This window comes from Caballeronia sp. RCC_10 (genome assembly GCF_041360715.1).
GTDB classification, from domain to species: Bacteria; Pseudomonadota; Gammaproteobacteria; order Burkholderiales; family Burkholderiaceae; genus Caballeronia; species Caballeronia grimmiae.
The window spans coordinates 157919-181773 of record NZ_JBFUPT010000010.1 but is presented as its reverse complement, the minus strand read 5'-3'; the positions used below and the strand labels follow the sequence as shown (position 1 = coordinate 181773).

Here is a 23855-nt window from a genome sequence, read left to right as displayed (position 1 = left end):
GAAAGGAACATCGAACATGTCAACACCTCAACAGACGATGCCCGCGGGCATCGACGCCGGCGCGCTCGCGCAAGTCGAACGCGAGGCGCAACGGCGCATCCGGCAACGTCATGCGCTCGTGATCGGGCTGCGCATCGCGGTGCTGGTCATCGTGCTCGGCGGCTGGGAACTGTCCGCTCGCCTGCACTGGATCGACCCGTTCTTCTTCTCGATGCCTTCCGCGATCTATGAGCAGATCGTCGAATGGTTCGTCGAGGGCACGTCGCAAGGGCCGTTGCTCACGCAAGTCTGGGTCACGCTCGAAGAGACCGGGCTCGGCTTCATCATCGGCTCGGTGGCGGGCGTGTTTTGCGGCATCGTGCTCGGGCGCAACAAGCTGCTGTCGGATGTGTTCAGCATCTACATCAAGATTGCGAATTCGATTCCGCGCGTGGTGCTCGGCTCGGTGTTCGTCATCGCGCTCGGGCTCGGCATGGCGTCGAAGGTCGCCCTCGCGGTCGTGATGGTGTTCTTTGTCGTGTTCGCCAATGCGTTTCAGGGCGTGCGGGAAGCCGACCGCTACATGATCGCGAATGCGCAGATTCTCGGCGCGTCGCGGCGGCAAGTGACGACTTCGGTAGTCATTCCGTCGGCGCTGTCGTGGATTCTCGCCAGCCTGCACGTGAGCTTCGGCTTTGCGCTCGTCGGCGCGGTGGTCGGCGAATTCCTCGGATCGAAACAGGGCATCGGGCTGCTGATTTCCACGGCGCAAGGCGCGTTCAACGCAAGCGGCGTGTTCGCGGCAATGATCGTGCTGGCCGTCGTCGCGCTGGCGGCGGACTATCTGCTGACGGCGGTGGAGCAAAGATTGTTGAAGTGGCGGCCTGCTGCGGCCTGATTCGCCGGCCAATTCTGTCCTGATTGAAACGCAAAACCCCATGCGCGGCGCATGGGGTTTTTGCTTTGGCGCGGCGGATCAGACGTCCGTATTCGCTTTGATCTGCTTTTCCCAGCCGAACGCGTGGACCTCCGACAGCGGCCGATCGACCGCGACGACGCCGCGCAGCTCGCCGGGCATCGGCAGCACGAGACCATGCCACGTCGACGATGCAGCGCCCTTCCCGCGCCCCGCTCTTTGCCTGGCGATATGCGCCGCTTCGACCAGCGCGATCTGCGCGCCCTGAGCGCCGGGCGCGTCGACACTGAGGCCGATTCCGACATCGGCCGACGCCACCGCCATCACGATCCAGATGCCCGAGTACGACACGTCGACGCCCACGCTGCGCTCCCCGACCGCGTCCTTCACGACGATGCGCTCATCGGGCGCATCTTCCACGCGCACTTCCTGAGGGCGGCAGCCGAACATCTGCGATACGACGAGCCGCAGTGTCGCCCGCGCGACGCCGAAGCGGCGGCCAATCGCCGAGTTCGGATAGAGCCGCGCCCGCTTGCGCTCCGCGACGCTCAGCCAGCTTCCGATATTCGAGGCTGACGCGAAGCGAAACTCGCTCGTGATGAGCCACAGGCCGACTTCGCCCTCGGCGGGCGGCCGGTCGACGGTGCGGGACTTGGCGAGATCGTGGAAATGCCAGGCCACGTTGTCCGCGAGTTCCAGCGGCAGGGGGACCGAGCCGTGCATCACGCATTCGGTCCCAGTGACACGGCGATTTCATGCGGCATGGCGGCGCTCCTTTCGGTGTTCTTTAGACGATGTGCGCCTCGAGCGGGCAGCTATCGATTCTCAGCAATGAATTCTTAAGAAATGCTTAGGCGCATCGGAGATCTCCGAATCAGACCGGGGAGAAGCCCTTACGGGTCGCACCGGAGTTGATCGCATCTCACACCCGCGCTGACAAATCGTCGATTCCTTGGCTGTCGAACGCCGCCGCAGAATGGCCGCATCCACCTATCAGGCGGAATCGACAGAGGAATGAGTTCATGCAGAAGAATCTTTTTATCGGTGAAGGCTTCGAAGGGCCGGGCGTCAATCTCGCCCATATCAACGTACTGGTCGGGCCGCGCAGCGGTCCCGCCGGTCAGGCATTCGCCACCGCGCTCGCGACACCCTCGGCGGGACATGCGCCGTTCGTCGTCATCGCGCAGCCGGGCGTGCCGACCAAGCCGCTCACGCTCTATGTGAACAAGGCGCAGATCGAAGGCGACTTCCACGGCAACGCCACGTGGGGCGCATCGCAGGCGGGCATCGCGAAGGCGGTGGCCGAATCGCTCGAAAACGGCACGCTGCCGCCCGAAGCGGAGAACGACTGGGTCGTCGTGACGGCGAACTGGGTCAATCCGAAGACCGACGATCTCGACGCCGTGTTCGCGAACAACTATCGCGCGTGCAAGAACGCGATCGTCGCGGCGATGGAAGGTCTGCCTCGCAAGGAAGCCGTGTTCGCCGCCGCACGCGAGGTGTCGAACCCGTTCTACACGCCCAAGAAAAAGTAAGGAGACCGACATGGAATACGTGCGCCTCGGCCAGTCCGGCCTCAAGGTTTCGCGCCTGTGTCTCGGCACGATGAACATGGGCACGCCGCAATGGAAGCCGTGGATTTTCGATGAAGCACAGAGCGAGCCGATCGTCAGGCACGCGCTCGATGCGGGCGTCAACTTCATCGACCTCGCCGATTTCTATTCGACGGGTGCCGGCGAAGAAGTCGTCGGCCGCATTCTCAAGCGGCTCGTGCGCCGCGAGGATATCGTCGTGACGACGAAAGTCGGCTATGACATGGCGAGCACGCCCAACGCGGGCGGCCATTCGCGCAAGCACATCATGGACGGCATCGACGCGTCGCTGAAGCGTCTCGACATGGATTACGTCGATATTTACATGCTGCATTTCTTCGATGTGAACACGCCCGTCGAAGAAACGATGCACGCGCTCGACGATATCGTCCGCGCGGGCAAGGCGCGGTATATCGGCGTATCGACGATGTGTACCTGGCAGTTCGCGAAGATCATGCAGGCTTGCGAGCGCCACGGCTGGCACAAGCCCATCAACATGCAATTGCAGTTGAACGCCGCGTACCGCGAAGAAGAGCGCGAGATGATTCCGTATTGCATCGATCAGGGCGTGGGCGTGTCGGTGTTCAGTCCGCTCGCCCGCGGCCTGCTCACGTGTGATGCGAAGTCCACCCGCAATCAGACCGACTTCTTCACCGCGCAAATGTATGCCGATCCGGCGTCGCTCGCGATTGCCGCGTCGGTCGCGCGTGTCGCGGCGCGGCGTGGCCTGCCGCCCGCGCAGATCGCACAGGCGTGGGTGCTTTCCCGCCCCGGCGTTTCGAGCATGCTGGTCGGCGCGGATACCGCCGCGCAATTCGACAGCGCGCTCGCCGCGCTCGACACGAAACTCGACGCCGACGAGCTTCACGAACTCGACCGCAACTACACGCCCTGCGATCTCATCAACGACTACACGGCGGGCAAGCGCATTGCGCGTGAGCCGCGTGCGGCGCAAGGCGTGTTCGCGGACAAGCTGGAGCGTGCGGCATGATTGATCTGTTACGAACGAGTCATTACATCGACGGCCAATGGAGCGCGAGCGCCGAGACCTACGCCGTCTGCAATCCGGCGACGGGCGAAGTGATCGCGAACGTCGCTCGCGGCGGCGAGAAGGAAACGCAGCTTGCCATCGACGCCGCAAGGAAAGCCCTTCCCGCCTGGCGCGCGTTGACCGCGAAGGAACGCGGTGCGCGCGTGAAGCGCTGGGGCGAACTAATGGTCGCGCATCGTGAGGCGCTCGGCACGCTGCTCACCGGCGAGCAGGGCAAGCCGCTTGTCGAAGCGTTCGGCGAAGTCGCCTACGCCGCGAGCTTCTTCGAGTGGTTCGCGGAGGAAGCGAAGCGCGCGTATGGCGACGTGATCCCGAGCCCGAAGCCCAACTCGAAGATCATCGTGACGCGGGAGCCGGTTGGCGTCGTCGCGGCCATCACGCCGTGGAATTTTCCGCTCGCGATGATCACGCGCAAAGCCGGTCCCGCGCTCGCGGCGGGCTGCACGATGGTGCTGAAGCCATCGGAAGAGACGCCGCTTTCCGCGTTCGCGCTCGCGGTGCTGGCGGAGGAAGCGGGCATCCCGCCGGGCGTGTTCAACATCGTTTCCGGCGACGCCACGGCCATCGGCGCGACGCTCACGCAATCGGACGACGTGCGCAAGCTCTCCTTTACCGGCTCGACGCGCGTCGGCAAGCTGCTTGCCAGGCAGTCGGCGGATACGCTCAAGAAGCTCTCGCTGGAACTGGGCGGCAACGCGCCGTTCATCGTCTTCGATGACGCGGATATCGATGCGGCGGTGGAAGGCGCGATCGCATCGAAGTTTCGCAACACCGGGCAGACGTGCGTGTGCGTCAATCGCTTCTACGTGCAGGACGGCGTCTACGACGCGTTCACGCAGGCGCTCACGCGGGCCGTGCAGAAGCTGCGCGTCGGAAACGGGCTGCTGGGCGCGTTCGAGCAGGGACCGCTCATCAACGAGGCCGCGTTGAAGAAGGTGCGCGCGCACGTCGACGATGCCCTGCACAAAGGCGCGAAGGTGCTGACGGGCGGCAAGCCGCATGCGCTCGGCGGCACGTTCTACGAGCCGACCGTGCTGGCCGACGCCACGCCTTCCATGCTGATCGCCGATGAAGAGACCTTCGGGCCGGTCGCGGCGTGCTTCCGCTTCGCTAGCGAAGAGGACGTGATCCGCGTCGCGAACGACACGCCCTACGGCCTGGCCGCGTACTTTTACACGCGCGATCTGGGCCGCGCCTGGCGCGTCGCGGATGCGCTGGAAACCGGCATGGTCGGCATCAACGAAGGAATCATCTCGACGGAAGTTGCGCCCTTCGGCGGCGTGAAGCATTCGGGATTGGGCCGCGAAGGATCGAAGTACGGACTCGATGAATACACCGAGCTCAAGTACACGATGATGGCCGGCCTCGGCCGCTGAGCGCGCCTGCGCGGTCCACGCGCGGCGCATCGGTCGCCTTTGGTGCGCGATGCGCCGCTTCGAGAACAAAGTGGAGGAGATACCTATGGACACCCAAAGCCTGAGCGACCCGAGGGCGTTCGCGCCGCACGGGGCTGCGCCAGCCCGCACGCCGATGCAGCGCGTCATGCTCGACGACGTTCCGCTCAACCGTTTCCACGTGAAGATCGCGGGCCTGACCTTCGGCGCGCACTTCACCGAAGGCTACGCGCTCGGCACCATCAGCTATGCGCTCGCGTCGCTGAACCGCCAGATTCCGCTCGATGCCTTCTGGATCGGCCTGCTCGGTTCATCGGCGCTGATCGGCATCTTTCTCGGCAGCCTCGTGTTCGGCTGGCTGTCCGACAAGCTCGGGCGGCAGAAGATTTTCTTGCTCAGCTTCGTCATCATCACAGCGGCGGCTTTCGCGCAGTTCTATGCGACGACGCCCGCGATGCTGGTCGCGCTGCGCGTGCTGATCGGCTTCGGCATGGGCGGCGACTTCGCCGTGGGCCACGCGATTCTCGCGGAGTTCTCGCCGCGCAGGCATCGCGGCACGCTGCTCGGATCGTTCAGCGTCATCTGGACGATCGGCTATGTCATCGCGAACGTCGTCGGCATGCATTACGCGGACGCATCGCCGGATGCGTGGCGATGGCTGCTCGCGTCGGCGGGCGTTCCCGCGCTGCTCGTGCTGGTGCTGCGCGTCGGCACGCCGGAGTCGCCGCGCTGGCTGCTCGGACAGGGACGTGCGGAGGAAGCGCATCGCATCGTGCGCAAGCACTTCGGCGAGAACGTCGCGCTCGAAGCGGACAACGGCGAGCACTTCGCGCCTGCGGGCGGCTTCGCGCGCCTGTTCCAGCCGGACTTGATCCGCCGCACCATATTTAATTGCGCGTTCTTCGTGTGTCTCGTGATTCCGTACTTCGCGATCTACACGTTTCTGCCGAGCATTCTGTCTGCGATCCATCTCGACGGAGGCTGGCGCGCCGACTTGCTGCTCAACGGCTTTCTCGTGCTGGGCGCGGTGATCGGCATCTGGCTGACGATCAGGCTTTCGCGACGCGGCTTTTTGATCGGATCGTTCGCGATCACGTGCGTTTCGCTGCTCGCCCTGGCAGTGCTGCCGTCATCGGCGACTATGGCGATGATCGTCGCGTTCGGCGTCTTCACGCTCACGATGTCGGCGTTCTCGAATCTCGTCGGCGTGTTTCCGCCCGAGTGCTTTCCGACCGAGGCGCGCGCGTGCGGCGTCGGACTGGCGATTGCGTCGAGCCGGCTCGGATCGGCGATTGGGACGTTTCTGCTGCCGATCGGCATCGCACAGGCGGGCATTCAGATGACGATGCTTGCGCTCGCGGGGGTGCTTCTAGTGGGGATGGTGGTGTCCATTGCGTGGGCGCCGGAGACCAAGGATCTCACGTTGAGGGAGGCTAGTGGGGGGTGATTAGCGCGCGGCGTTGGCGGGCGCGGCGAGGTTCTCGTCATCGACAGGAGTCGGCGCAGTCGCCGGATCGCATCGGCAACAGGCGATGACAGGCGAACGGACGTCGCCGATGCGAGAGTGCCAACGCCACGAGCACTACGACTCGCCAGTCGAGCAAGGGGTGGCGTTGACGCTATCCGCAGGGCTGTTCACGGCTCGACACTCAGAATCGCATGACCAGCGCGACGCCCGCCACCATCAACACCGTGCCGAGCGCGCGCAGCCAACTCAGGGGATGCCCGGCTACGCCGATCAAACCGAAATGGTCGATAGCAACCGATGCAACCAGGTTGGCGCAGATGGTCAGCCCATTGAGCGCGCCAACGCCCACTTTCTGCACGAGCGTCAGTCCCGCGAACACCGCGACCGCACCGACGATGCCTCCGAGCGGCGCCCACCATTTCATGCTGCGCAGGTCATCGAGTGTCGGCAACGGGGTCGGCTGAATCCAGAACAAGGTGATGGCGAGAAACGTGACGAGAAGAAACGACACGCTCGACGCGAGCCACGGATTGACCAGCGCGCCTTTGAGTTCGCCATTGATCGGAGCGCCCGCAGCCTGGAGGACGCCGCCCAAGATGATGAAGGGATAAATCCATGCGCTGCTCATTCTGGTCTCCGTGCGTGCGTGTCAGTGTCCGGCAAGGAGTCGGCTGCCGAGCGCGAGAACCAGCGCGGGAAGCATGACGACAATGCCGACTTTCAGGAACTGCATGAAGCCGACTTCCTCGCCTTCGCGTCGAATCGACGAGAGCCAGAGAATGGTCGCGAGCGAGCCGGTGATGGAAAGATTCGGGCCGAGGTCCACGCCGATTAGCAGAGCGTCGATGACGCGCTCCGGACTGTGCGCCTGCAAGGCCGTCGCACTCGCGATGAGTCCGGCAGGCAGGTTGTTGATCGCGTTGCTTCCGAAAGCGATGACGAGACCGGACGCCGCCGCCGCCATCGGCTGATTCTGTTGAGTTGCCAGCGCCAGAAGCGCCGAGAGTTCGTGTATGACGCCCGTATGATCGAGCACCTCGACCAGTACGAAGAGGCCCGCGACGAGCGGCAATACGCTCCACGATATTTCGCTGACGAGCTTCACGGGTGACTGACGCTCCTTGACCAACACGACCAGCGCCGTAAGGATGCCGAGAATCGCCGTGGGCAGACCGAGTTGCAAATCGAAGGCCGAGACGACGAGCAGCGCGACCGCCGTCACGCCCATGCTCGCCAGCGTGACCTTGCCGTTCGTGCTCAGTCTTTCCACAGGCAGGTCGCGCGCGCACGCACCGCCCAGATCCGCACGCTGGGTCCAGCGCAACATGACGAACGTGGCGACAATCGACAGCACCGACGGCAAGGCAAAACGCGCGACCCAGCGACCGAGCGCCGGCGTGTGGTTTGCATAGAGCACGAGGTTCGCGGGGTTCGAAATCGGCAGGACGAAGCTCGCCGCATTGGCGATGAACGCACATACGTAGAGCAACGGAAGCGGCTTCGTCTTCGCTTTTCTGGCGGCGGCGAACACCGCGGGCGTGAGGACGACGGCGGCTGCGTCGTTCGACAGAAAAGTCGTCACCACGACGCCCACGAGATACACCAGCGTAAAGAGCTTGCGAGGCGATCCCTTTGCGTAGTTGACGGCATGCACCGCGACCCAGTCGAACAGGCCTTCGCGACGTCCCAGCTCCGAGAGCAACATCATGCCGATGAGAAAGAGATAGACATCCGTGCCCTTGCCCACCGCCTGCCAGGCGAGCTTGGCTGGAAGTAGGCCGAGCGCGACGAGCACGAGTGCGCCGGCGACGGCCCAGATCGCTTCGGGCCAGCGGAAAGGCCGCAGGATGACGCCGGCAGTGGCGGCGAGCGCAATGCCCCACGAGAGAAAAATTGGATTCATGTTGCCAGAGGCGCATCGTTAGTGACGTCGCGGCGAAGGCCGCACGCTTTTTTGAGGGCGGTGCAGAACAGCAGCCACAGCGCGAGCGATCCGGTCGAGACGGCGCCCAGCACGAGAAAAGCACTCGCGTATCCGAAATGCTGGGCGAGCACGCCACCCAGCGCAGGACTCAGCGCAGCGCCCGCGCCTTGCACGGTCATGACGACGCCTTGCCCCACGTTCACCCGTCCCGTGCCTTGCAGCAGCCGCACCACCAGCGCGGGCACCGCGACGCTCTGCAAGCCCGCGCCGATGCCGTCCAGCGCCTGAACCGGCCATACGCCCCACGCGGTGATGAACATTGCGGCGAGCAATCCGCGTAGCGGCAGCGCGAGGAAAGTGATCAGGATGACGCCCCAGTAACCAATCCGCCGAATCAGCCGGTTCGCAACACACGCCGCGACGACCATCACGAGCTGCGCGACCACGATGGTCTGGGCGGTAAAGGCGCTCGGATCGCCCTGATGCGCCGCGACGACCGCGAGGCCGTAAAGCGCCAGCATCGCCGCATTGCCCAAATGAAACAGCGCAAGCGACGCGGCAAGAAGCATCAATGGCTGGCAGGTCAGCAAGACACGAAACCCGCTCGCCTGCTCATGCTCGTGATTCGGCTTACCCGACGCCGGTCCGCCGAGGCCGCGTGCGCTGTCGTGATCGATCGCGTCGCGCCGGATGAGCAGCGTCGAGACGACGGTCAAGCAGCCGAATACGCCGACGAGCACGAAGACCGCGCCGAATCCATAGCGCCATCCGAGCCAGCCCGAGAGCGCGGCCCCGACCACGTTGCCCGCGTGATTGGCCACCTGATTACGGCCGAATTGCCGATCGAAGCCCTGTTCGCGAACGATGCCCAGCGTCACGCCGGCCACGGCCGGACCCAGCGCGGCCCCCGTCACGGCAGTGAATATCTGCGACGCAGCCACCATCCAGTAACCATGCGACACCCACAACACGAGCGGCGCCAACGTCGTCATCACCCCCGCGATGACGATAATGCCGCGCTTGTGATGGGTGGCATCGACCATAGCCCCCGCCGGAGACGTTGCGAGCATCCCCGCGATACCGCCCAACGTCATGACCGTGCCGATCGCCCCGGGATGCCAGCCATGCGCCTGCAGAAAGACGCCGAGGAACGGCCCGATGCCTGCCTGCACATCGGCCATGAAAAAATTCAGTCCTTCGAGTGCGTATCGAGGATTCATGGTTCACCCATGGCGTTCGTTCTTGTTGGGCCCAGGCTGCGAGCCGACGATGCCGTGCTCCGCCCCGGGTTTCACCGCGTGCGCATCGGTGCCGGGCGCCGAGTGGCGTTCGAGGTGTTCGTCCGCGTGGCCCGCTGCGTGAAGCCAGATCGATTCTTTGGCACTTCGTCCGTCCGCCGTGAGAGCCGTCACCGTCAAGCGGTCGGACAGGTGGCGATTGGCTAGCTGGGTCATCGACGTCGGATGGCGAGACGCTGGTAGCGGCCGTCGTTCGACGCATGACGATCTCCGAAGAGCACCCAGCTCAACATGACACGCGCTCCCTAGATGAGATGCAGCCTTGTCAGGCCGCCTGCGGCGCGTCGATGAGTTCGGCTATTTCATCTACCTCGATCGTGCGCCCGTGCCGGTTCTTCACGCCGTGACCCCACGCGTGCACGTGCGCGCCCGGACTCAGATACGCGGCCAGCTCCGCTGCGGCATGAGGCGGCATACGCAGCGAGGTGCCGTCGTCCAGCAGCGCCCCGCGCAATTCGCCTTTCGGGCCGAAGAGCGAAAGCACCACTTCGCCGGATGCGTCCATGGCTTTGCGTTCGACGTGCGGCTTTTGGTGCTTCTCGCCGTTGTGATGCGGACCTTCGTCGAGAATCAGAACGCCGCGTGCGGTCGTCAGCGAAACGGCGGCGATGATGTCTGCGTCGCGAGGCTTGACGCCGCGCACGCGCACTGCATCGCCAGGTGCGACATGACGCGCCAGTTGTTTCGAAAGATGCGGCGGAAAGTGAACCTGACGCGCGCCGATGACGAGGCCGTCGATTTCACCGTGCGGGTTCAATAGAAAACGCGTGACCTTGCCGCGCGTTTCGGGAAGGCTGCTGGGATCGATCCAATGCATTTCAATTGTCCTTAATGAGTGTGAGCTTGAAACTCTCGATGGCGTTGCCTCAACGCATCGGCGCGTTGCGGTCGTAGAGCGGAGTCAGGTTGCCCGGAGAGCCGAACGCGGTCGCCTGAAGCGCGGTGCCATATTGATTACGCGTGCCGTAGCCTTGCGCCGATACCGTCGCGCCCGTCCGTACCAACGTCGCGAACTGTTGAGCCACGGGTGGCGTAAGTTTGATGACGGTGCCGTCAGCCAGGATCACGCCGTCGGGTTCGCCGCGCGGCGCCGTGGTGACATGGGCCACCTGTCCTTGCGCGCTCAGGCTCGAGAGACCCGCTCCGCGCGCGGTGCGTGGCAACGGTGGCCGGCCGCGCATCGGCGGCTCGTCGACCACTTGCCGGCCCGTTCGTGTATCGGTGATGCGTTGCGCAGCGAAGCTGCCTCCTTCCTCGCGCATGCCATTCACCTGTACGAGGTCACCACGGCGAAGTGCCGAAGTCAGTTGCGTGCCCATATGCGGAGGAAAGCGCACGAAGGTTCCGTCGTCGGTCATGAAACCGTCGACATCGCCATCCGGATTGGTCAGGAAGCGCGCGACGGTGCCCTGCGTCGTCGTGATCGAAGCCGCTTCGGCAAGCGGACGCGCATCGACGCCCGGCGGCGGTGGAGCATCGGCCGCGACGGGAGGCGGTGTCGGCGTTACAGCGGATTGTGCTGCGCAGCCGGCGCTCGCCGTGAGCAAGGCCGCGAGCACGGCAATTCGCAAGCTGGGGCATCGAGTCGATTGCATGATTCACTCCTTTCGCGTAGCGAGGAGTCATCTGCAAGGGCTATGCCATTCGGGAAACGCCGACGGCTCAACGGGTTACGTGATGAACAGGCGTGACGGTGTCAAGACAGCCGACAGCACCTGTCCGGTTCCTTGACGGTTTCAGCCTCATGCGGAAGCCTCGGACATGCCCTGCGCCGCCATGCGCGTGTAGAGCGACTGCCGGCTGATGCCGAGCCGCCGCGCCGCTTCGGTGCGATTGCCGCCTGATGCCGAAAGCGCATGAACGATCAGCGCACGCTCCAGTTGCGCCACCGCTTGCGGCAGGGGAAGTTCGAGCAGTGCTAGGGGAATGGCGTCATTCGCACTGTCTGGCGTTGCGGTCGGAAACGCGAAGTCATCGCGCGTCAGCACCTGTCCCGTGGCGAGCGCGCTGGCCCGTTCTATCGCGTTGGCAAGCTCGCGGACATTGCCCGGCCAGGTGAACGTGGCGAGCAGGCGCTGCGCATCGGCCGAAAGATGTTTGCGTACAACATCGGACGATGCGCTCGCGAGGAAGTGCTCCGCAAGCGGCAGGATGTCCGCCACTCGCTCGCGCAGCGGGGGCATGTGCAGCGGAATCACGTTGAGACGAAACAGCAAGTCCTGCCGAAACGTGCCCGCTTCGACCATCGAGGCGAGATCGCGATGCGTGGCGGCGACCACCCGCACATCGACGGTCACGATCCGGTTCGTGCCGAGGGGCGTGACTTGCCGCTCCTGAAGCACGCGCAGCAGCTTCGCTTGCATGGAGAGCGGCATGTCGCCGACTTCATCGAGAAACAGCGTGCCGCCATGCGCTTCTTCGACTCGCCCTCGCCTGTCGGCCTGCGCGCCCGTGAACGCACCCTTGCCGTGCCCGAAGAGTTCGCTTTCCAATAGATCGTCGGGAATGGCCGCGCAGTTCACCGCGACGAACGGACCGCTTGCACGTGCCGACGCGCGATGCAGCACCCGCGCCGCGATTTCCTTTCCGGTTCCCGTTTCGCCCGTGATGAGCACGGTCGAATTGCCGCCAGCCGCGCGGCCAAGGCGCTTCTGCACCTCGCGCATGGCCTCGCTCGCGCCGAGTAGTTGCGGCTCACGCGACGTGGCCTCGTCGGCGAACCCGCGAGCGGCGGGGGTGTCGCGCTGCGCCGACAGAATGCGCTCGAGCAACGCGGCGATCTCCTCGCGTCCGACCGGCTTGGTGAGATGCTCGAACGCGCCGAGCCGCATCGCGCCAATGGTGTTGTCGCTCGTCGCGTGTGCGGTGAGCATCACGACCGGTACGGTCTGCAGGCCTGGCGTCTTGCGCAGCGTTTCCAGCACCGCGAGCCCGTCCGCGCCCGGCAAGCGGAAGTCGAGAAAGATACAGTCGGGCGCAGAACGCCCGCGCAAGTGCTCGAACGCTTCATCACCCGAACGTGCTCCGGACGGTGAATAGCCGAGGTCTTGCACCGTTTCCGCGAGACCTTCGCGAAAAGCGTCGTCGTCGTCGATGATCAGGATGGTCGCCATGGCAAGTCGATGACAAAGCGCGTCATGTTCGAATCTTCCGCGAGATAAGCGCGGCCGCCATGCGCCGACGCAATCTCACGCACGACGGCGAGACCGAGGCCCGATCCGTCGGGGCGGCCCGTCACGAACGGCTCGAAAATCCGTTCTCGCTCCGCCGGGCTCACGCCGGGACCATTATCGATGACTTCGAGCCTGAGCCGTTCGCCTTCTTCCGCTACCCCGCCGTACGCCCGCACCGTCACCGTTCCGCCTGACGGCGTGTGCGTTAGCGCGTTCACGAGAAGGTTGTCGAGCGCGCGCGCAAGCTGAGCGGGATCGAATACCGGCTGCGTCGAGTGCGGCGCGACTTCCACGCCGAGTGCGACATTCCTGCTTTCGGCCCGCGACTCATGCGTGTGAACAATATCGTCGAGCCACGCGGGCAGGTCGAGCTCGCGTGCGTGGACCGTCACCGATTGCGTCAGTGCAAGCAGGCTCGATACCTGCAATTCGATGCGTCCCACTTGCTGGATGATCGTCCTCAAGGCGGCTTCCCGGCGTGCGCCGTCGCCTGCCAGCGCGTTTTCGGCCTTTAGTCGCATCGCGCCCGCCGGATTGCGGATCTCATGCGCGATTTGTGCCGCCATCTTTCCCAACGTGCCGAACCGCTCTGCCTGCGCGAGTTGCCGGTTCAGTGCGTCGGCATCGCGCTTGAGCCGCTCGGCCCGCTCGCCATAGCGATTGAGCGCATCGACGATCTGGTCCAGATCGCGCTCGCCGATGCGGTGCAGCCGCTTGCCCTGCTCGAATTCACCGTCGGGCGCGAGCGCATGTTCAAGCTGCGTGAGGTTGTGTTTCCATCGCTTGAGCGTCAGCGCCAGAAACAGCGCGAGCACGACGATGACGGCGAGCACGCTCGCAAGAATGGCCGTGGCGCGCTCGCCGTACGGTCCGAGCGGAGGGCGCGCGCGCGTGAGCGTCCATGCGAGCAGGTCCGCGTGACGCGGCACGGGACAGGCTACCGCGAGCACGGCGTCCGTTCCGCTCGACACGATATCGGCCTGCAACTGCCCGCTGCTCGATGCGCTTCGTAGCGCACGCAAAATGAGCGGCGTCTCGGCTTCAGGGATGTCGCGTTTGACGCCGCTGCCCCCATAGGTAGGAAACGCGTACGCGATAAAACCGTTCAGCGCCTTCGACGTTGGCTCGCTGGTCCAGAAGCCGCCTTCGATGCCTTCGGTCTGGATCAGCACGAGATCGAGCACGGCGTGCATCAAGTCGACATTGGTTTCGCTCGAGCGCTGCATCGACAAGTCGTAGCGCGAGGCAACGGCCGTGCAGGCGGCTGCCGCTTGCTGCTTCGCGGCGACGACGCGTTCACTCAGCGCCGACGACAACATGAGCCATACCGCGACACTCAGCAGGCCGCAGAGCACAGCGATGAGAATCCACAGCGTGAGAAGCTGAGTGGAAAACGACGGTCTCGGCATGAAAGGTTCATGAGCGAACGGAGGTGGCGGACTGTGAAGCAAATCCTCTGCCAAGCACCCGCGCACCCAAGCCGGGCTCAACGAGTTTCTCTCTGAGCTGGCGTCATTGACGCCGAACTCGACAAGCTCAACGGCTCCTACGTGGCTTGATCCGTCAATCGAGTGACTCGGTTACAACTGCGGCGAAGTAGCACTCGACGCAAGGATGCCCGACTGCCGGTCGAGCCTGATACGTTCCGCTGAACGAGTCGAGATTGTCCTGGCTCAGACCACCCCCTTCAAGCGCCCGCCTCAAACCGCTTCCGATTCGCGACGACATACTCCCGAACCGACATCGGCACGCGGCCGGTAATACGCTCGACTGTATCGTCGTGTCCGGCGAATTCTCCGTCCTGATAGCCCGAATAAACAGACGTAATATGCTGGATGAAATGATCGGAGAGGCCGGCTTTTCCAAGGCGGTCCGAGAAAGACTCCATACTTTCAGCCTCGTAACGAATGTTGCGGCCAAGCGCATCCGAAAGTATCTCGGCTACCCGATGGTGATCCATTTCTTCGGCCCCGAACAGTGGATACGTCTTCCCCGCGTGCGCTCCGGGGTTCAAGAGAATTCGAGCGATCACGCGCCCTTGATCATCAGCCGCAATCGGCGCGTGCCGGCCTTTTCCTGCTGGCACCTTGAGCAAGTCGTGTCTGGCAATCAAAGGCAACTGAAAACCGTAAGTCAGCCACTCCATGAAAAACGTTGGCCGCAGATGCGTGACAGGAACGCCGCTCCAATCGAAGATTCGCTCTCCGTACCAGTGCGAAAGCGATGCGTGACTCCGCGCATCGGCCTTCGCCGAAATCTGCGACATATTCACGATCGACCGGACGCTTTCGCCATGCCTCGCGGCGTGCGCAAAGTATGCCGTTGCGTCGATCAGATGAGGTTGCATGATCGGATAGACGAAGTACGCGCCGGTAACATCCTTCAGCGCTGCCTGAACCGCATGGCTGTCCAGCAGGTCGCCGACGAAGACCTCGACATCACGGGCGCGCAATGCAGCCGCGCGCTCGTCGTCTCTGTGGACCAACGCCCTCACCCGTGCACCTTTCGAAAGAAGCTCGTCTATTGCAGCGCCGCCCGTGGCACCGGTGGCGCCCGTGATCAGATAGCGTTCGCTCGTCATTTTGTACTCCGAATTACGAAAAGAAGCGGATGGACCATGATTTGGCGGCTAGCCTGTTCCGACGCTCAATGCGCCGGCTCGCGCAGACGCGCCGCTGGAACGACGGTCTCGATGAGGCCCGTCTTGACGTCATACACAAGTCCCGAGATGACCAGTTCGTCTGCTAGCTGGCGATTGGCCCTGAGCGCTGCGACATCCATCGTCACCGCCTCGTACGGGTTGGAAATGGCAAGACGTTCAAGTGCTTCTGTCTCAACGCCAAGATGATTCGCCAACATGGCCGGTGCATGCCGATAGCAACCGATGATTCCGCAGTCCGTATGCTGAAGCAGTACGAGATTGCGCGCCCCGTCAGGCCGTCCCGCCGCTTTCGCGACAACGGACAGAATCGCCAGCGTTTCAAGCAACGGCTTGTTGACCCGCCCGCCGACATTGCGGATTACCGCTGCTTCGCCCTGCTTCAGGCCCAGCACGTTCGCTGGATCCACACGCGGGTCCACGCAGCCGACGACCACCGTGCCCGTCGACGGCATCATCTTGAGTTCGGGCGAAAACATGTCGTTGGCAAACGCGGCATTGCGCTCGAGCATCACATCGTTGAAGGTCATTTCGATCATCTCCGGGGTTGTATGCCGCACATTTGCGGACGATGCTTCGGTGAACCAGGCCCGGATGTGAAGCACCGAAGGCGTTCGAGCGGAGCGGACCGTACGACGCCCATCGACCTTGGTTTCCGGCAGCGAGGAAGTGCTTGTACCTTAGCGCCGCATGCCTTTAGCATGTATGTCGTTGTTGCCACCTTTCGTGCCATCGAACGAAACTGACGGAATCCGCTTTGCGCGCTAGAGAAGCACGAACGTCGTGGACGTGAGCGCTTGTCAAGCGCCCTATTCGCGAAGGAGCAGGTATGCATCGAATCGGCTTCATCGTGCCGCAGCGGTTTCAGATGATGAGTCTGGCCGCGCTGACAGCCTTCGAGCTTGCGAACATGCCGCCGCGAGGGCCTTGCTATGAGGTTCACCTGCTGTCGCCACATGGCGGGCCGCTTGAATCGTCCGGCGGCATGACGCTGCAAACCGAAGCATTCGGGGAACCGGAATTCGATACGATCATCGTCGGCTCCGTCACGGACGTCTGCAGCGCCCCGTTCGAGCCAGAACTGGCTTCGTTCGTGAAGGCGGCCGCAAGCGCGTCGCGGCGCGTGGCGTCCATCTGTAGCGGGGCATTCGTGCTCGCAGAGGCGGGACTGCTCGATGGCCGGCGCGCCACGATGCACTGGGCGCATGCGTCGGAGTTCAAGACCCGATTTCCGCAGGTGATCGCGGAAGAGGACCGTATCTTCATCAACGACGGCCCGATATGGACGTCCGCTGGCATGACGGCGGGCATCGACCTCGCGCTGGCCCTGCTCGATAACGACCTGGGCTCCGATGCCGCCAAACTGGTCGCCAAACTTCTGGTGATGAATCAGCGGCGGCTTGGCGGGCAGCTGCAGCATTCCGCCTTGCTCGACATGACACCGAAGTCGGACCGGATCGCATCCGTCCTCGCACATATACGGTGCAATTTGCGGAATCCGTTGACCATCGAAGAACTTGCGGACGTCGCCAATCTCAGCCCGCGTCAGTTCAGCCGCGCTTTCGTGACTGAAACGGGACAGTCCCCCGCGAAGGCCGTCGAACGTCTTCGGCTGGAGGCGGCGCGGTTCATGATCGAGCAAGGCCAGCACACCATCAACGTGATTGCGCAAGAGACGGGCTTTGCCGACCGGGAGCGCATGCGTCGCGCGTTTATCCGTACCTTCGGTGTGCCCGCCGATGTCCTGCGCAGAAATGCTCGCGACCAGACAGCGGTGGCTAATTCAGTCAACCCGAGAAGCGAAGTTGGGGCGACGCTGTTGTCGATTTAAGTTCAGTAGAGACCTCTTTCGATCCATTGCCGTGGCTCATGTGGTCCAGCGTTCAGACACCGCTAACGGCTCATCCGCACAGTCCACTCATCCCTTGCCGAGCGGCGGCTGGCTCGGAAACCCCGCGAGATTGCTCAGCTGCGCCAGTTCATTGGCCGCCTCGCGCAGCAGCACCGAATACTCGTGAATCTTCTCGGCCGTCAGCCGCTTGCGCGGACCCGCCAGACTGATGACACCGACGCAGCGCGATCCGCTGATCACCGGAGTCGCTACTGCCGACATGCGCGGCGCAAACACTTCGTCGATCATCGCGTAGCCGCGCACGCGCGCTGCGTGCAGGAAGCCAAGCAAGGCCTTCAGCGTCGTCGGCGCGTTGGGGCCGAACTCGTTCGGCTGTCCAAAGCCCTGCTTAAGGACCAGCGCAGCCGCCTGCTCATCGGTCATCGTCATGAGCCATGCGTGTCCCGTCGACGTGCAGGAAAGCCGTGCGGCCTGCCCCATATCGGGATCGTAGCGAAAGCCGGTGCGGTGTCCGTCCGCCTTCCCCACCCAGATGATCGCTTCGCCATCCACCAGCGACAGCCGCGCCAGTTCGCCCGTCCGCGCCGCGACGCGTTCGATGATCGGCTGGGCAATATCCGCGATGCCCGTCAGGCTCAGGAATTCGAGGCCATTCGACGTCATGCGCATGGTCAGGATGTAGCGGCTGTGATCGGTCAATTGCCGCACATAGCCGCTCTCGACAAGCTCGCTGAGCACGCGATGACACGAGCTGCGTGGCATCGCCAGCGCATCCGCGATCTCGACAAGCCCCGCACCCTCGCCTTGCGACGCGAGGAAATCGAGCATTCTCAGGCCGTTTTTCAGCGACATCGTTCGTCGATTTCGTGATATGAAATGTAGTTCCGGTGCGGAACGCCTCGCTTTCAGAGCGCAAACAATAGCATCTGTTCGCCGCAAGAAGCGAACGTTACATACACCGAAAATCCAGGAGACACCCATGTCAGTTACCGCTGACCCGAACTTGGCCGCGGGCGAACGCTCCGCGCAGGCTCACCTGATGGCGCGTCGCGCGGTGGCGGGCGCTACCGTCGGCACGGCGCTCGAATGGTTCGACTTCGCGCTGTACGGCGTCGTCGCCGCCACGATCTTTCCGAAGCTGTTCTTCCCCTCGCTCGATCCGACCGCCTCGCTGCTCGCGTCGCTCGCGAGCTTCTGGGCGGGACTCGCTGCACGTCCGCTCGGCGCGGTGATCTGCGGCATGCTCGGCGACCGCTGGGGACGGCGCAATCTCATGCTCCTCACCGTTTCGGTGATGGGCGCTTCATCGTTCCTGATGGGCCTGCTGCCCACGTATCAGCAAGTCGGCATTCTTGCGCCGATTCTGCTCGTCTCGCTGCGCATCGTTCAGGGTTTCGCGCTGGGCGGCGAATCGACGGGCGCGCAACTGATGGCGGTCGAACACGCATCCCCGGCAAAACGCGGGCTGTACTCGGGCTTGCTCGGCATCTGTTCGCCGCTCAGCCAGATCCTCGCCAACTTCGCCCTCTTCGCGCTGTCCAGTCTGTTATCCGCCGATGATTTCGAATCGTTCGGATGGAGAATCCCGTTCCTCGCGAGCTTCGTGCTCGTGCTGCTCGGCATCTACATCCGCATGAAGGTCAGCGAGACGCCCGCCTTCGAGGCGCTCAAGAAGAAAGGCGAAGGCGCGCGCGCCGCCAATCCGCTCGGCGTCGTCTTCAAATTCCACTGGCGCACCGCGCTGCGCCTGACGCTGTTCTTCTGCGGCCCGGCTGCGCTGTTCTATCTGATCGTCGTCTTCTCGCTCAGCTATCTGACGAAGAACCTCGGCGTGCCGAAACAGACCGGCTTCATGCTGCTGATGGTCGCCAATGTCTGCGCCATCGTGGGCGCGCTGGCGGGCGGCTATCTGAGCGACCGGATTGGGCGTAAACGCGCGTTGCTGATCGGCTCGTTCTGCACGCTCGTCTGCTGCCTGATCTACTTTCCCATCCTCAACCAGCACTCGGTCGCCATGACGATGGCCGTGATGGGCGCCTTCCTCGGCTTCACGCAGTTTCAGAGCGGCATTCAACCTGTGTGGTTCGCGGAGTCCTTTCCGACCGAAGCGCGCTATACGGGGTCCGCGCTGTCGTACTCGGGCGCGAACCTGCTCACCGGCGGGCCGATGCCGATCGTCGCGGTGGCGCTGCTCAATGCCTTTAACGGTTCGCCGTGGGCGATCGTCGCTGTCTGCGGCTCGCTGAACCTGCTCTCCTTCCTCATGATCGCAACGTCGCGGGAAACGAAAGACACCGCCCTCGAACGCAGCGCTACCCACTGAAACCATGACTCGCAAACTCTACATTCTCAACGGCTCCAATCTGAACATGCTGGGCGTGCGCGAGCCGAACATCTACGGTCATACGACGCTCAAGGACATCGAACAGAACTGTCTCGCGCTGGCCGAGGATCTCAAGTTCGACTGCGTGTTCCGTCAGACCAACAGCGAGAGCCAGTTGATCGACTGGATTCAGGAAGCGTTTTTGCAGGACGCCGCGCTGATCATCAATCCGGCGGGCTTCTCGTTCGGGCGCATTCCGGTGCTGGATGCGGTCAAGCTGATTCGTCGGCCGGTGGTGGAAGTGCATATCTCGAACATCCATCGGCGTTCCGAGGAATACCGTCACTCGACGATCTCGGTCGCGGCTACGGCGGTGATCTGTGGGGCTGGCGCAAACGGCTACTTGCTGGGGATCCGCGCGGTTGACGATCTCTGGGGCGATCAGAGTTGAGCGTCTTCCTTCATCTGTGAAGCACGCGGGCTTCGCGAGGAGTCCGCTATTGGCATCTGAAGTGGAAGCGTCCTGGCCGAACGCCCGCAATGAGGCGAATGGCAAATTGTCCGCCGAAAGTGGACGTGGGCGGTGCCAACGGGCCTCTTCGGCATCGAGGCTGCCGCCGTTAGACGACTGCACGCGGCCGCTCGAAACCAGAACAAGCAATTGCACCAAATCGCAGTGCGTTTCGCTCAAACCTAACATCGCGAGAGTCCGGCGACGCCAAACTCATTCTTCGCGCCGTTCGCTCGGCCGAAACTCGCGCGCCCCGCCCTATCGCCGATCGAAACCCCTCTCCATCAAGGCAAGGGGCCGGCACCCACCATTACCCCCTCACCGTTTCGCATAATCCTTCGACGTGCACAGCGAAGCGGCAAGCGCCACCTTCGTCTCATCGCGGCCGGCGAGCTTCGCAAACCAGCGGCCCGCATCCTTCGTCATCGCGGTGATCGGCGCGGTGACGCCGCGCAGATACGCCGTCGCCGGAGAAACGATGCGCACGTTCTCCATCATCCCGCGATCCTCGTGATCGAGAATATGGCAGTGCATCACGAAGTCGCCGGTGAAGTCCTGATACACCGTTCGCATCTGAAGCGTATAGCCGGCCTTGAGGAACAGCGTGTCGCGCGTGACGCCCTGCAGGTTGCAGTACTGCGTGTCCGCGCCCTCGTCGGCGATGCAACCGCCATTGCCGTTGAAGATCGACTTCCCCGCTCCGTTCTTGATATCCATGATCCTGAACGGATTCGTATGGATGTGGAACACATGCGTGGCAAGCGCCGAAGCGGAGACATTCCACTGATCGATGTTGCCGAGCACGCCTGTATAGCCGATGTCATCCGGGTTATACGCCTTGCCGTTGATCAAAAAAAGCACCGGCGCTGGAAAGGGCTGCGGCACGATCTGAAACTGCTTCTCGACGACGTTCGCCACCGTCCCATCGACGGGAGTCGTCGGTGCGAACGCGCGCAGCGACAGCGATTGCAGATCGGACTTCGCCGGTTGCGCGAGCGTCGGATTCGCCGCGACGAGTTGATCGCGAATGTACTGCCAGTACTTCGAGTGATTGCCGACCGTCGTGTTCGGCATGTTGACGCCGGGGCCCACGCGCGCCAGCGACAGCAGCCGGCGGTCTTTCACTTTCGTCGAGTTGGTGCGGAAATTGATGGTCGCGGACGCATCGGCGGCTTCGTCGAGGATGCAGTACAGCCCCGGCCTCGGGAACGCCACGAGCACGTCGCTGCGATATCCCGGGTTCATCGAGTTCACATCCTTCTCGATCATCGAGGACATCGTGATGCCGTCTTCCGCGAACTCGAGTTGCTTGACCACTTCACCGCTGCACAGTGAATCGAGCGTCGTGGTTTGCGACGGCTTCGTGTGCGCCCTCGCGAGCGCGGACGCCGCCGCGTTCGTCGCGGTGTTGACCTGCGCCGTCGACAGCGATCCCGAATCCGCGAGGCCAAGCGCCGAGAGGTTCGCGCGCACGATCTTCACGTTGATGGTGTCGCGGTTGCCGCCGTGAACCATGCGAAGGCGGCGGACATCGCCAGCCGGCACATAGCCGATCGCGCTCGGAAACACCGGCTGCACGACGCCATTGATCTGCGTATAGCGGCCCGAGATGATCCACGTCGAATTGAGCTGGCCCGTGTGACCCGGCCTCGGGTCGAGAATGAAACCAAGCTGATTGTTATAGCCGCGAATCTCTCCGACGCTGCCTTGCGGGCAGACCCATTCCGCCGTCGTCGGGTCGGCGAGCGGCACGTCCGACGTCGCGTTGCTGAAGCAGCCGTATTCGATCTGCTGAAACAGCATCACGTGCTCGCGCAACGGCAGCGACAGGAAAAGCGCGCGGCGACGCAGAATGGTATCGATATCCGCGCCGCCGTTGGTCATGCCCGGCTTCGCCTGCCGCGAGCCGCGCACGATCAGCACGCCCGCCATGCCGCTCGCGACATCGATCGCGGTCGATCCATGCAGATGCGCGTGGTACCAGAACGTGCCGGACGGATGATCGGCGGGGAGCCTGAAGCTGTAATCCTGCGACTTCCCCGGCAGCACGGTCAGCAGCACGTTGTCCGCGGTGCCCGATGGCGATACGTGAAAGCCATGCGTGTGCAGGTTCGTGTTGTTGTAGCAATGCGGCGTCGAATGATCGGGATTGTCGGGACAATTCGACGGCGGATCGTTCGCGCCTAGCGTGTTCCTGAGCGACACCTTGAGCGTTGCGCCCGGCTTGATGCTGATCGTCGGGCCGGACGGGCATCCGTTGTACGAACGCATCGAGACGGTATCGAAAGAATCGGTCGACGGATTGTAGAGGCGATAGTTCGCCTTCTGAACCTTCAACGTCACCGATCCGGAATTCCCCGATGGATTCAATCCCTGTAGACATTGCAGGCGCTGAAGAATCGACGACAGGCTGCCGGCTGTCGAGACGGCGGAATTATCGGTGGATGCGTCCGTATCGTCGCTGAGATCGCTGAAGGAACGCGCGGTCAGCGACGTGGTGCTTTGTGCAACGCCGGGCGTCGGGACTAACACCAATGTCAACAACATGGCCAGTCCGGTTCTGACGACCATGCCTATGTGCGCTTTCATCTTCTCTCCTTGCATGAAGGCTGGCGTTAGCCCGCTGCAAGAGGACATTAGGAGATTAGAAACCGTCACGTATCCCTAATCGATTTGGCTGTGTGCGGTGTCGCACATGATCGATGGCGGGCGTTTTCGGCAGGCTTGCATCGAGCAATTTCTTCCGGTTTACAGCGCGGTTTGTCTCGGGCGTCCTGGCTGCGCTGGTTCGCATCCCGAAGCGTAAAGATTACGCGTAGCACTGCCATGCATCACTGCCGCACCGCTTTGGCGCCTTCACCTCGCAGCCATTCGGTGAACGCCTGCACCTCGTCGGATGCCGCGTCAGCCCATGCGATATCGAGCCAGTATCCATACGGCCCGTTTGATTCCACCGCCGACAGTTGCACGAGCGAACCATCGTGCAATTCGTCCGCGATCATGTTGCGGTCCACGACGGCCAGGCCGGTTCCCGCGCGCGCCGCGTGGATGGCCTGATCGAGCGTGGAAAATTCGATGCCGTTGTCCGCGCACGCGCGAGGCAGGCCCGCCGCGTCGAGCCAGTTCGGCCACAGCGTGAGGCGTGCATCGTTGTGCAGGACATGCAGCGCGGGCAGGCGTGCCAGCAACGCTTCGACGGGCTGTCCCGCGAACTTCATCGCGCCGACGAGCACATGCCGTTCGATGAAAAGCAATTCGGAACGATGATCCGCACGCGCCTCATGCCCGAAACGGATGCAGCAGTGCCGTTCATCGGTCGAGTCCGTTCGCACCGAAAGCACGATATTGGGCACGGCGTCCATCAGCGAGCCGAGACGGGGCGAGAGCCAGCGCGTGGCGAAGGTAGGCGGTGCGCAAATGGTGAGGCGCTTGCGCTCGCTGCGTTGCGCGCTCGACAGTGCGCGCGTGACGCGCTCGATCGAATCGAATGCTTCGGATACGCACTCGAGCAGCTCAACGCCTTGCGCGGTCAGACGAATGCCCTTGTGATCCCGGTCGAACAGCTTCGTACCGAGCGCATCTTCGAGCAACCTGATCTGACGGCTCACCGCGCCGGGTGTCACGCATAACGCCGCCGCCGACTGATTGAAGCTCATGTGGCGCGCGCTTTCCTCGAAGAACCGCAGCGCCGTCAGCGATGGCAGGCGGCGCACGG

The 23855-nt window shown here is 63.4% G+C and carries 22 protein-coding genes; 8 read left to right on the top strand and 14 right to left on the bottom strand.

Features of this window, described 5'->3' with window-relative positions:
- The first annotated feature begins 16 nt into the window (after nucleotides 1-16).
- A complete protein-coding gene (locus tag AB6804_RS19125) occupies nucleotides 17-877 on the top strand; it encodes an ABC transporter permease (protein WP_035960047.1) in 861 nt (286 codons plus the stop codon).
- Nucleotides 878-955: 78 nt separating this feature from the next.
- Here the strand turns inward: AB6804_RS19125 and AB6804_RS19120 are convergent, their stop codons facing one another.
- On the bottom strand, nucleotides 956-1618 hold the full coding sequence (locus AB6804_RS19120; protein WP_370887772.1) for a hypothetical protein: 663 nt from the start codon (nucleotides 1616-1618) through the stop codon (nucleotides 956-958).
- 299 nt (nucleotides 1619-1917) lie between these two features.
- Between AB6804_RS19120 and fae the strand changes: the two genes are divergently transcribed.
- From fae to AB6804_RS19100, 4 genes are all read left to right on the top strand, one after another.
- The gene (gene fae / locus AB6804_RS19115; protein ID WP_370887771.1) at nucleotides 1918-2430 is read left to right on the top strand and encodes a formaldehyde-activating enzyme; all 513 of its coding nucleotides are present in this window, start codon (nucleotides 1918-1920) and stop codon (nucleotides 2428-2430) included.
- 10 nt (nucleotides 2431-2440) lie between these two features.
- Nucleotides 2441-3478, top strand: coding sequence for an aldo/keto reductase (locus AB6804_RS19110; RefSeq protein WP_370887770.1), 1038 nt, complete (start codon nucleotides 2441-2443; stop codon nucleotides 3476-3478).
- Nucleotides 3475-4914 (top strand): NAD-dependent succinate-semialdehyde dehydrogenase, encoded by a 1440-nt coding sequence (locus AB6804_RS19105; protein WP_370887769.1) that lies wholly within the window; start codon nucleotides 3475-3477, stop codon nucleotides 4912-4914. The genes AB6804_RS19110 and AB6804_RS19105 overlap by 4 nt, the downstream gene beginning before the upstream one ends.
- Before the next feature lie 85 nt (nucleotides 4915-4999).
- Complete coding sequence (locus AB6804_RS19100) at nucleotides 5000-6379, top strand: MFS transporter (protein ID WP_370887768.1); 1380 nt, start codon at nucleotides 5000-5002, stop codon at nucleotides 6377-6379.
- Between the two features lie 202 nt (nucleotides 6380-6581).
- Here AB6804_RS19100 and AB6804_RS19095 read toward each other — a convergent pair whose 3' ends face one another.
- The 10 genes from AB6804_RS19095 to AB6804_RS19050 form a co-directional block, all read right to left on the bottom strand.
- On the bottom strand, nucleotides 6582-7028 hold the full coding sequence (locus AB6804_RS19095) for a DMT family transporter (RefSeq protein WP_370887767.1): 447 nt from the start codon (nucleotides 7026-7028) through the stop codon (nucleotides 6582-6584).
- A gap of 21 nt (nucleotides 7029-7049) precedes the next feature.
- The gene (locus tag AB6804_RS19090) at nucleotides 7050-8303 is read right to left on the bottom strand and encodes an arsenic transporter (protein WP_370887766.1); all 1254 of its coding nucleotides are present in this window, start codon (nucleotides 8301-8303) and stop codon (nucleotides 7050-7052) included.
- Nucleotides 8300-9544 carry an MFS transporter gene (locus tag AB6804_RS19085; RefSeq protein WP_370887765.1) on the bottom strand — a complete coding sequence of 415 codons (1245 nt, stop codon included), beginning with the start codon at nucleotides 9542-9544 and terminating at the stop codon, nucleotides 8300-8302. The genes AB6804_RS19090 and AB6804_RS19085 overlap by 4 nt, the downstream gene beginning before the upstream one ends.
- A gap of 3 nt (nucleotides 9545-9547) precedes the next feature.
- Nucleotides 9548-9778, bottom strand: a complete 231-nt coding sequence (locus AB6804_RS19080) for a hypothetical protein (RefSeq protein ID WP_370887764.1) — start codon at nucleotides 9776-9778, stop codon at nucleotides 9548-9550.
- Nucleotides 9779-9887: 109 nt separating this feature from the next.
- The gene (locus tag AB6804_RS19075; RefSeq protein ID WP_370887763.1) at nucleotides 9888-10439 is read right to left on the bottom strand and encodes a hypothetical protein; all 552 of its coding nucleotides are present in this window, start codon (nucleotides 10437-10439) and stop codon (nucleotides 9888-9890) included.
- A 49-nt stretch (nucleotides 10440-10488) separates the two neighbouring features.
- Complete coding sequence (locus AB6804_RS19070; protein WP_370887762.1) at nucleotides 10489-11217, bottom strand: hypothetical protein; 729 nt, start codon at nucleotides 11215-11217, stop codon at nucleotides 10489-10491.
- A gap of 147 nt (nucleotides 11218-11364) precedes the next feature.
- Entirely contained in the window at nucleotides 11365-12735 is a 1371-nt protein-coding gene (locus AB6804_RS19065) for a sigma-54-dependent transcriptional regulator (RefSeq protein ID WP_370887761.1), read from the bottom strand.
- Nucleotides 12720-14204, bottom strand: coding sequence for a PAS domain-containing sensor histidine kinase (locus AB6804_RS19060; protein ID WP_370887760.1), 1485 nt, complete (start codon nucleotides 14202-14204; stop codon nucleotides 12720-12722). The genes AB6804_RS19065 and AB6804_RS19060 overlap by 16 nt, the downstream gene beginning before the upstream one ends.
- Nucleotides 14205-14482: 278 nt before the next feature.
- A complete protein-coding gene (locus AB6804_RS19055; protein ID WP_370887759.1) occupies nucleotides 14483-15376 on the bottom strand; it encodes an NmrA family NAD(P)-binding protein in 894 nt (297 codons plus the stop codon).
- Between the two features lie 65 nt (nucleotides 15377-15441).
- Nucleotides 15442-15984 carry a carbonic anhydrase gene (locus tag AB6804_RS19050; protein ID WP_370887758.1) on the bottom strand — a complete coding sequence of 181 codons (543 nt, stop codon included), beginning with the start codon at nucleotides 15982-15984 and terminating at the stop codon, nucleotides 15442-15444.
- A 299-nt stretch (nucleotides 15985-16283) separates the two neighbouring features.
- Between AB6804_RS19050 and AB6804_RS19045 the strand changes: the two genes are divergently transcribed.
- Entirely contained in the window at nucleotides 16284-17285 is a 1002-nt protein-coding gene (locus AB6804_RS19045; RefSeq protein WP_370887757.1) for a GlxA family transcriptional regulator, read from the top strand.
- Nucleotides 17286-17372: 87 nt separating this feature from the next.
- Here the strand turns inward: AB6804_RS19045 and AB6804_RS19040 are convergent, their stop codons facing one another.
- Nucleotides 17373-18158, bottom strand: a complete 786-nt coding sequence (locus AB6804_RS19040; protein ID WP_370887756.1) for an IclR family transcriptional regulator — start codon at nucleotides 18156-18158, stop codon at nucleotides 17373-17375.
- A gap of 187 nt (nucleotides 18159-18345) precedes the next feature.
- Between AB6804_RS19040 and AB6804_RS19035 the strand changes: the two genes are divergently transcribed.
- Nucleotides 18346-19629 (top strand): MFS transporter, encoded by a 1284-nt coding sequence (locus AB6804_RS19035; RefSeq protein ID WP_370887822.1) that lies wholly within the window; start codon nucleotides 18346-18348, stop codon nucleotides 19627-19629.
- Between the two features lie 4 nt (nucleotides 19630-19633).
- On the top strand, nucleotides 19634-20080 hold the full coding sequence (locus tag AB6804_RS19030; protein WP_370887755.1) for a type II 3-dehydroquinate dehydratase: 447 nt from the start codon (nucleotides 19634-19636) through the stop codon (nucleotides 20078-20080).
- Nucleotides 20081-20458: 378 nt separating this feature from the next.
- Here AB6804_RS19030 and AB6804_RS19025 read toward each other — a convergent pair whose 3' ends face one another.
- Together AB6804_RS19025 and AB6804_RS19020 are read right to left on the bottom strand one after the other, a co-directional pair.
- Complete coding sequence (locus AB6804_RS19025; RefSeq protein WP_370887754.1) at nucleotides 20459-22729, bottom strand: multicopper oxidase family protein; 2271 nt, start codon at nucleotides 22727-22729, stop codon at nucleotides 20459-20461.
- Nucleotides 22730-22971: 242 nt separating this feature from the next.
- A complete protein-coding gene (locus AB6804_RS19020) occupies nucleotides 22972-23853 on the bottom strand; it encodes a LysR substrate-binding domain-containing protein (protein ID WP_370887753.1) in 882 nt (293 codons plus the stop codon).
- Nucleotides 23854-23855: the final 2 nt, after the last annotated feature.

Bases quoted from the DNA above. Each gene is read 5' to 3' on its own strand.
- AB6804_RS19105 (WP_370887769.1), top strand. From the start codon at position 3,475: ATGATTGATCTGTTACGAACGAGTCATTACATCGACGGCCAATGGAGC.
- AB6804_RS19050 (WP_370887758.1), bottom strand. From the start codon at position 15,984: ATGACCTTCAACGATGTGATGCTCGAGCGCAATGCCGCGTTTGCCAAC.
- AB6804_RS19025 (WP_370887754.1), bottom strand. From the start codon at position 22,729: ATGAAAGCGCACATAGGCATGGTCGTCAGAACCGGACTGGCCATGTTG.
- AB6804_RS19110 (WP_370887770.1), top strand. From the start codon at position 2,441: ATGGAATACGTGCGCCTCGGCCAGTCCGGCCTCAAGGTTTCGCGCCTG.
- AB6804_RS19045 (WP_370887757.1), top strand. From the start codon at position 16,284: ATGCATCGAATCGGCTTCATCGTGCCGCAGCGGTTTCAGATGATGAGT.
- fae (WP_370887771.1), top strand. From the start codon at position 1,918: ATGCAGAAGAATCTTTTTATCGGTGAAGGCTTCGAAGGGCCGGGCGTC.
- AB6804_RS19030 (WP_370887755.1), top strand. From the start codon at position 19,634: ATGACTCGCAAACTCTACATTCTCAACGGCTCCAATCTGAACATGCTG.
- AB6804_RS19095 (WP_370887767.1), bottom strand. From the start codon at position 7,028: ATGAGCAGCGCATGGATTTATCCCTTCATCATCTTGGGCGGCGTCCTC.
- AB6804_RS19125 (WP_035960047.1), top strand. From the start codon at position 17: ATGTCAACACCTCAACAGACGATGCCCGCGGGCATCGACGCCGGCGCG.
- AB6804_RS19060 (WP_370887760.1), bottom strand. From the start codon at position 14,204: ATGCCGAGACCGTCGTTTTCCACTCAGCTTCTCACGCTGTGGATTCTC.
- AB6804_RS19065 (WP_370887761.1), bottom strand. From the start codon at position 12,735: ATGGCGACCATCCTGATCATCGACGACGACGACGCTTTTCGCGAAGGT.
- AB6804_RS19080 (WP_370887764.1), bottom strand. From the start codon at position 9,778: ATGACCCAGCTAGCCAATCGCCACCTGTCCGACCGCTTGACGGTGACG.
- AB6804_RS19035 (WP_370887822.1), top strand. From the start codon at position 18,346: ATGGCGCGTCGCGCGGTGGCGGGCGCTACCGTCGGCACGGCGCTCGAA.
- AB6804_RS19120 (WP_370887772.1), bottom strand. From the start codon at position 1,618: ATGCACGGCTCGGTCCCCCTGCCGCTGGAACTCGCGGACAACGTGGCC.
- AB6804_RS19100 (WP_370887768.1), top strand. From the start codon at position 5,000: ATGGACACCCAAAGCCTGAGCGACCCGAGGGCGTTCGCGCCGCACGGG.
- AB6804_RS19085 (WP_370887765.1), bottom strand. From the start codon at position 9,544: ATGAATCCTCGATACGCACTCGAAGGACTGAATTTTTTCATGGCCGAT.
- AB6804_RS19040 (WP_370887756.1), bottom strand. From the start codon at position 18,158: ATGTCGCTGAAAAACGGCCTGAGAATGCTCGATTTCCTCGCGTCGCAA.
- AB6804_RS19070 (WP_370887762.1), bottom strand. From the start codon at position 11,217: ATGCAATCGACTCGATGCCCCAGCTTGCGAATTGCCGTGCTCGCGGCC.
- AB6804_RS19075 (WP_370887763.1), bottom strand. From the start codon at position 10,439: ATGCATTGGATCGATCCCAGCAGCCTTCCCGAAACGCGCGGCAAGGTC.
- AB6804_RS19090 (WP_370887766.1), bottom strand. From the start codon at position 8,303: ATGAATCCAATTTTTCTCTCGTGGGGCATTGCGCTCGCCGCCACTGCC.
- AB6804_RS19055 (WP_370887759.1), bottom strand. From the start codon at position 15,376: ATGACGAGCGAACGCTATCTGATCACGGGCGCCACCGGTGCCACGGGC.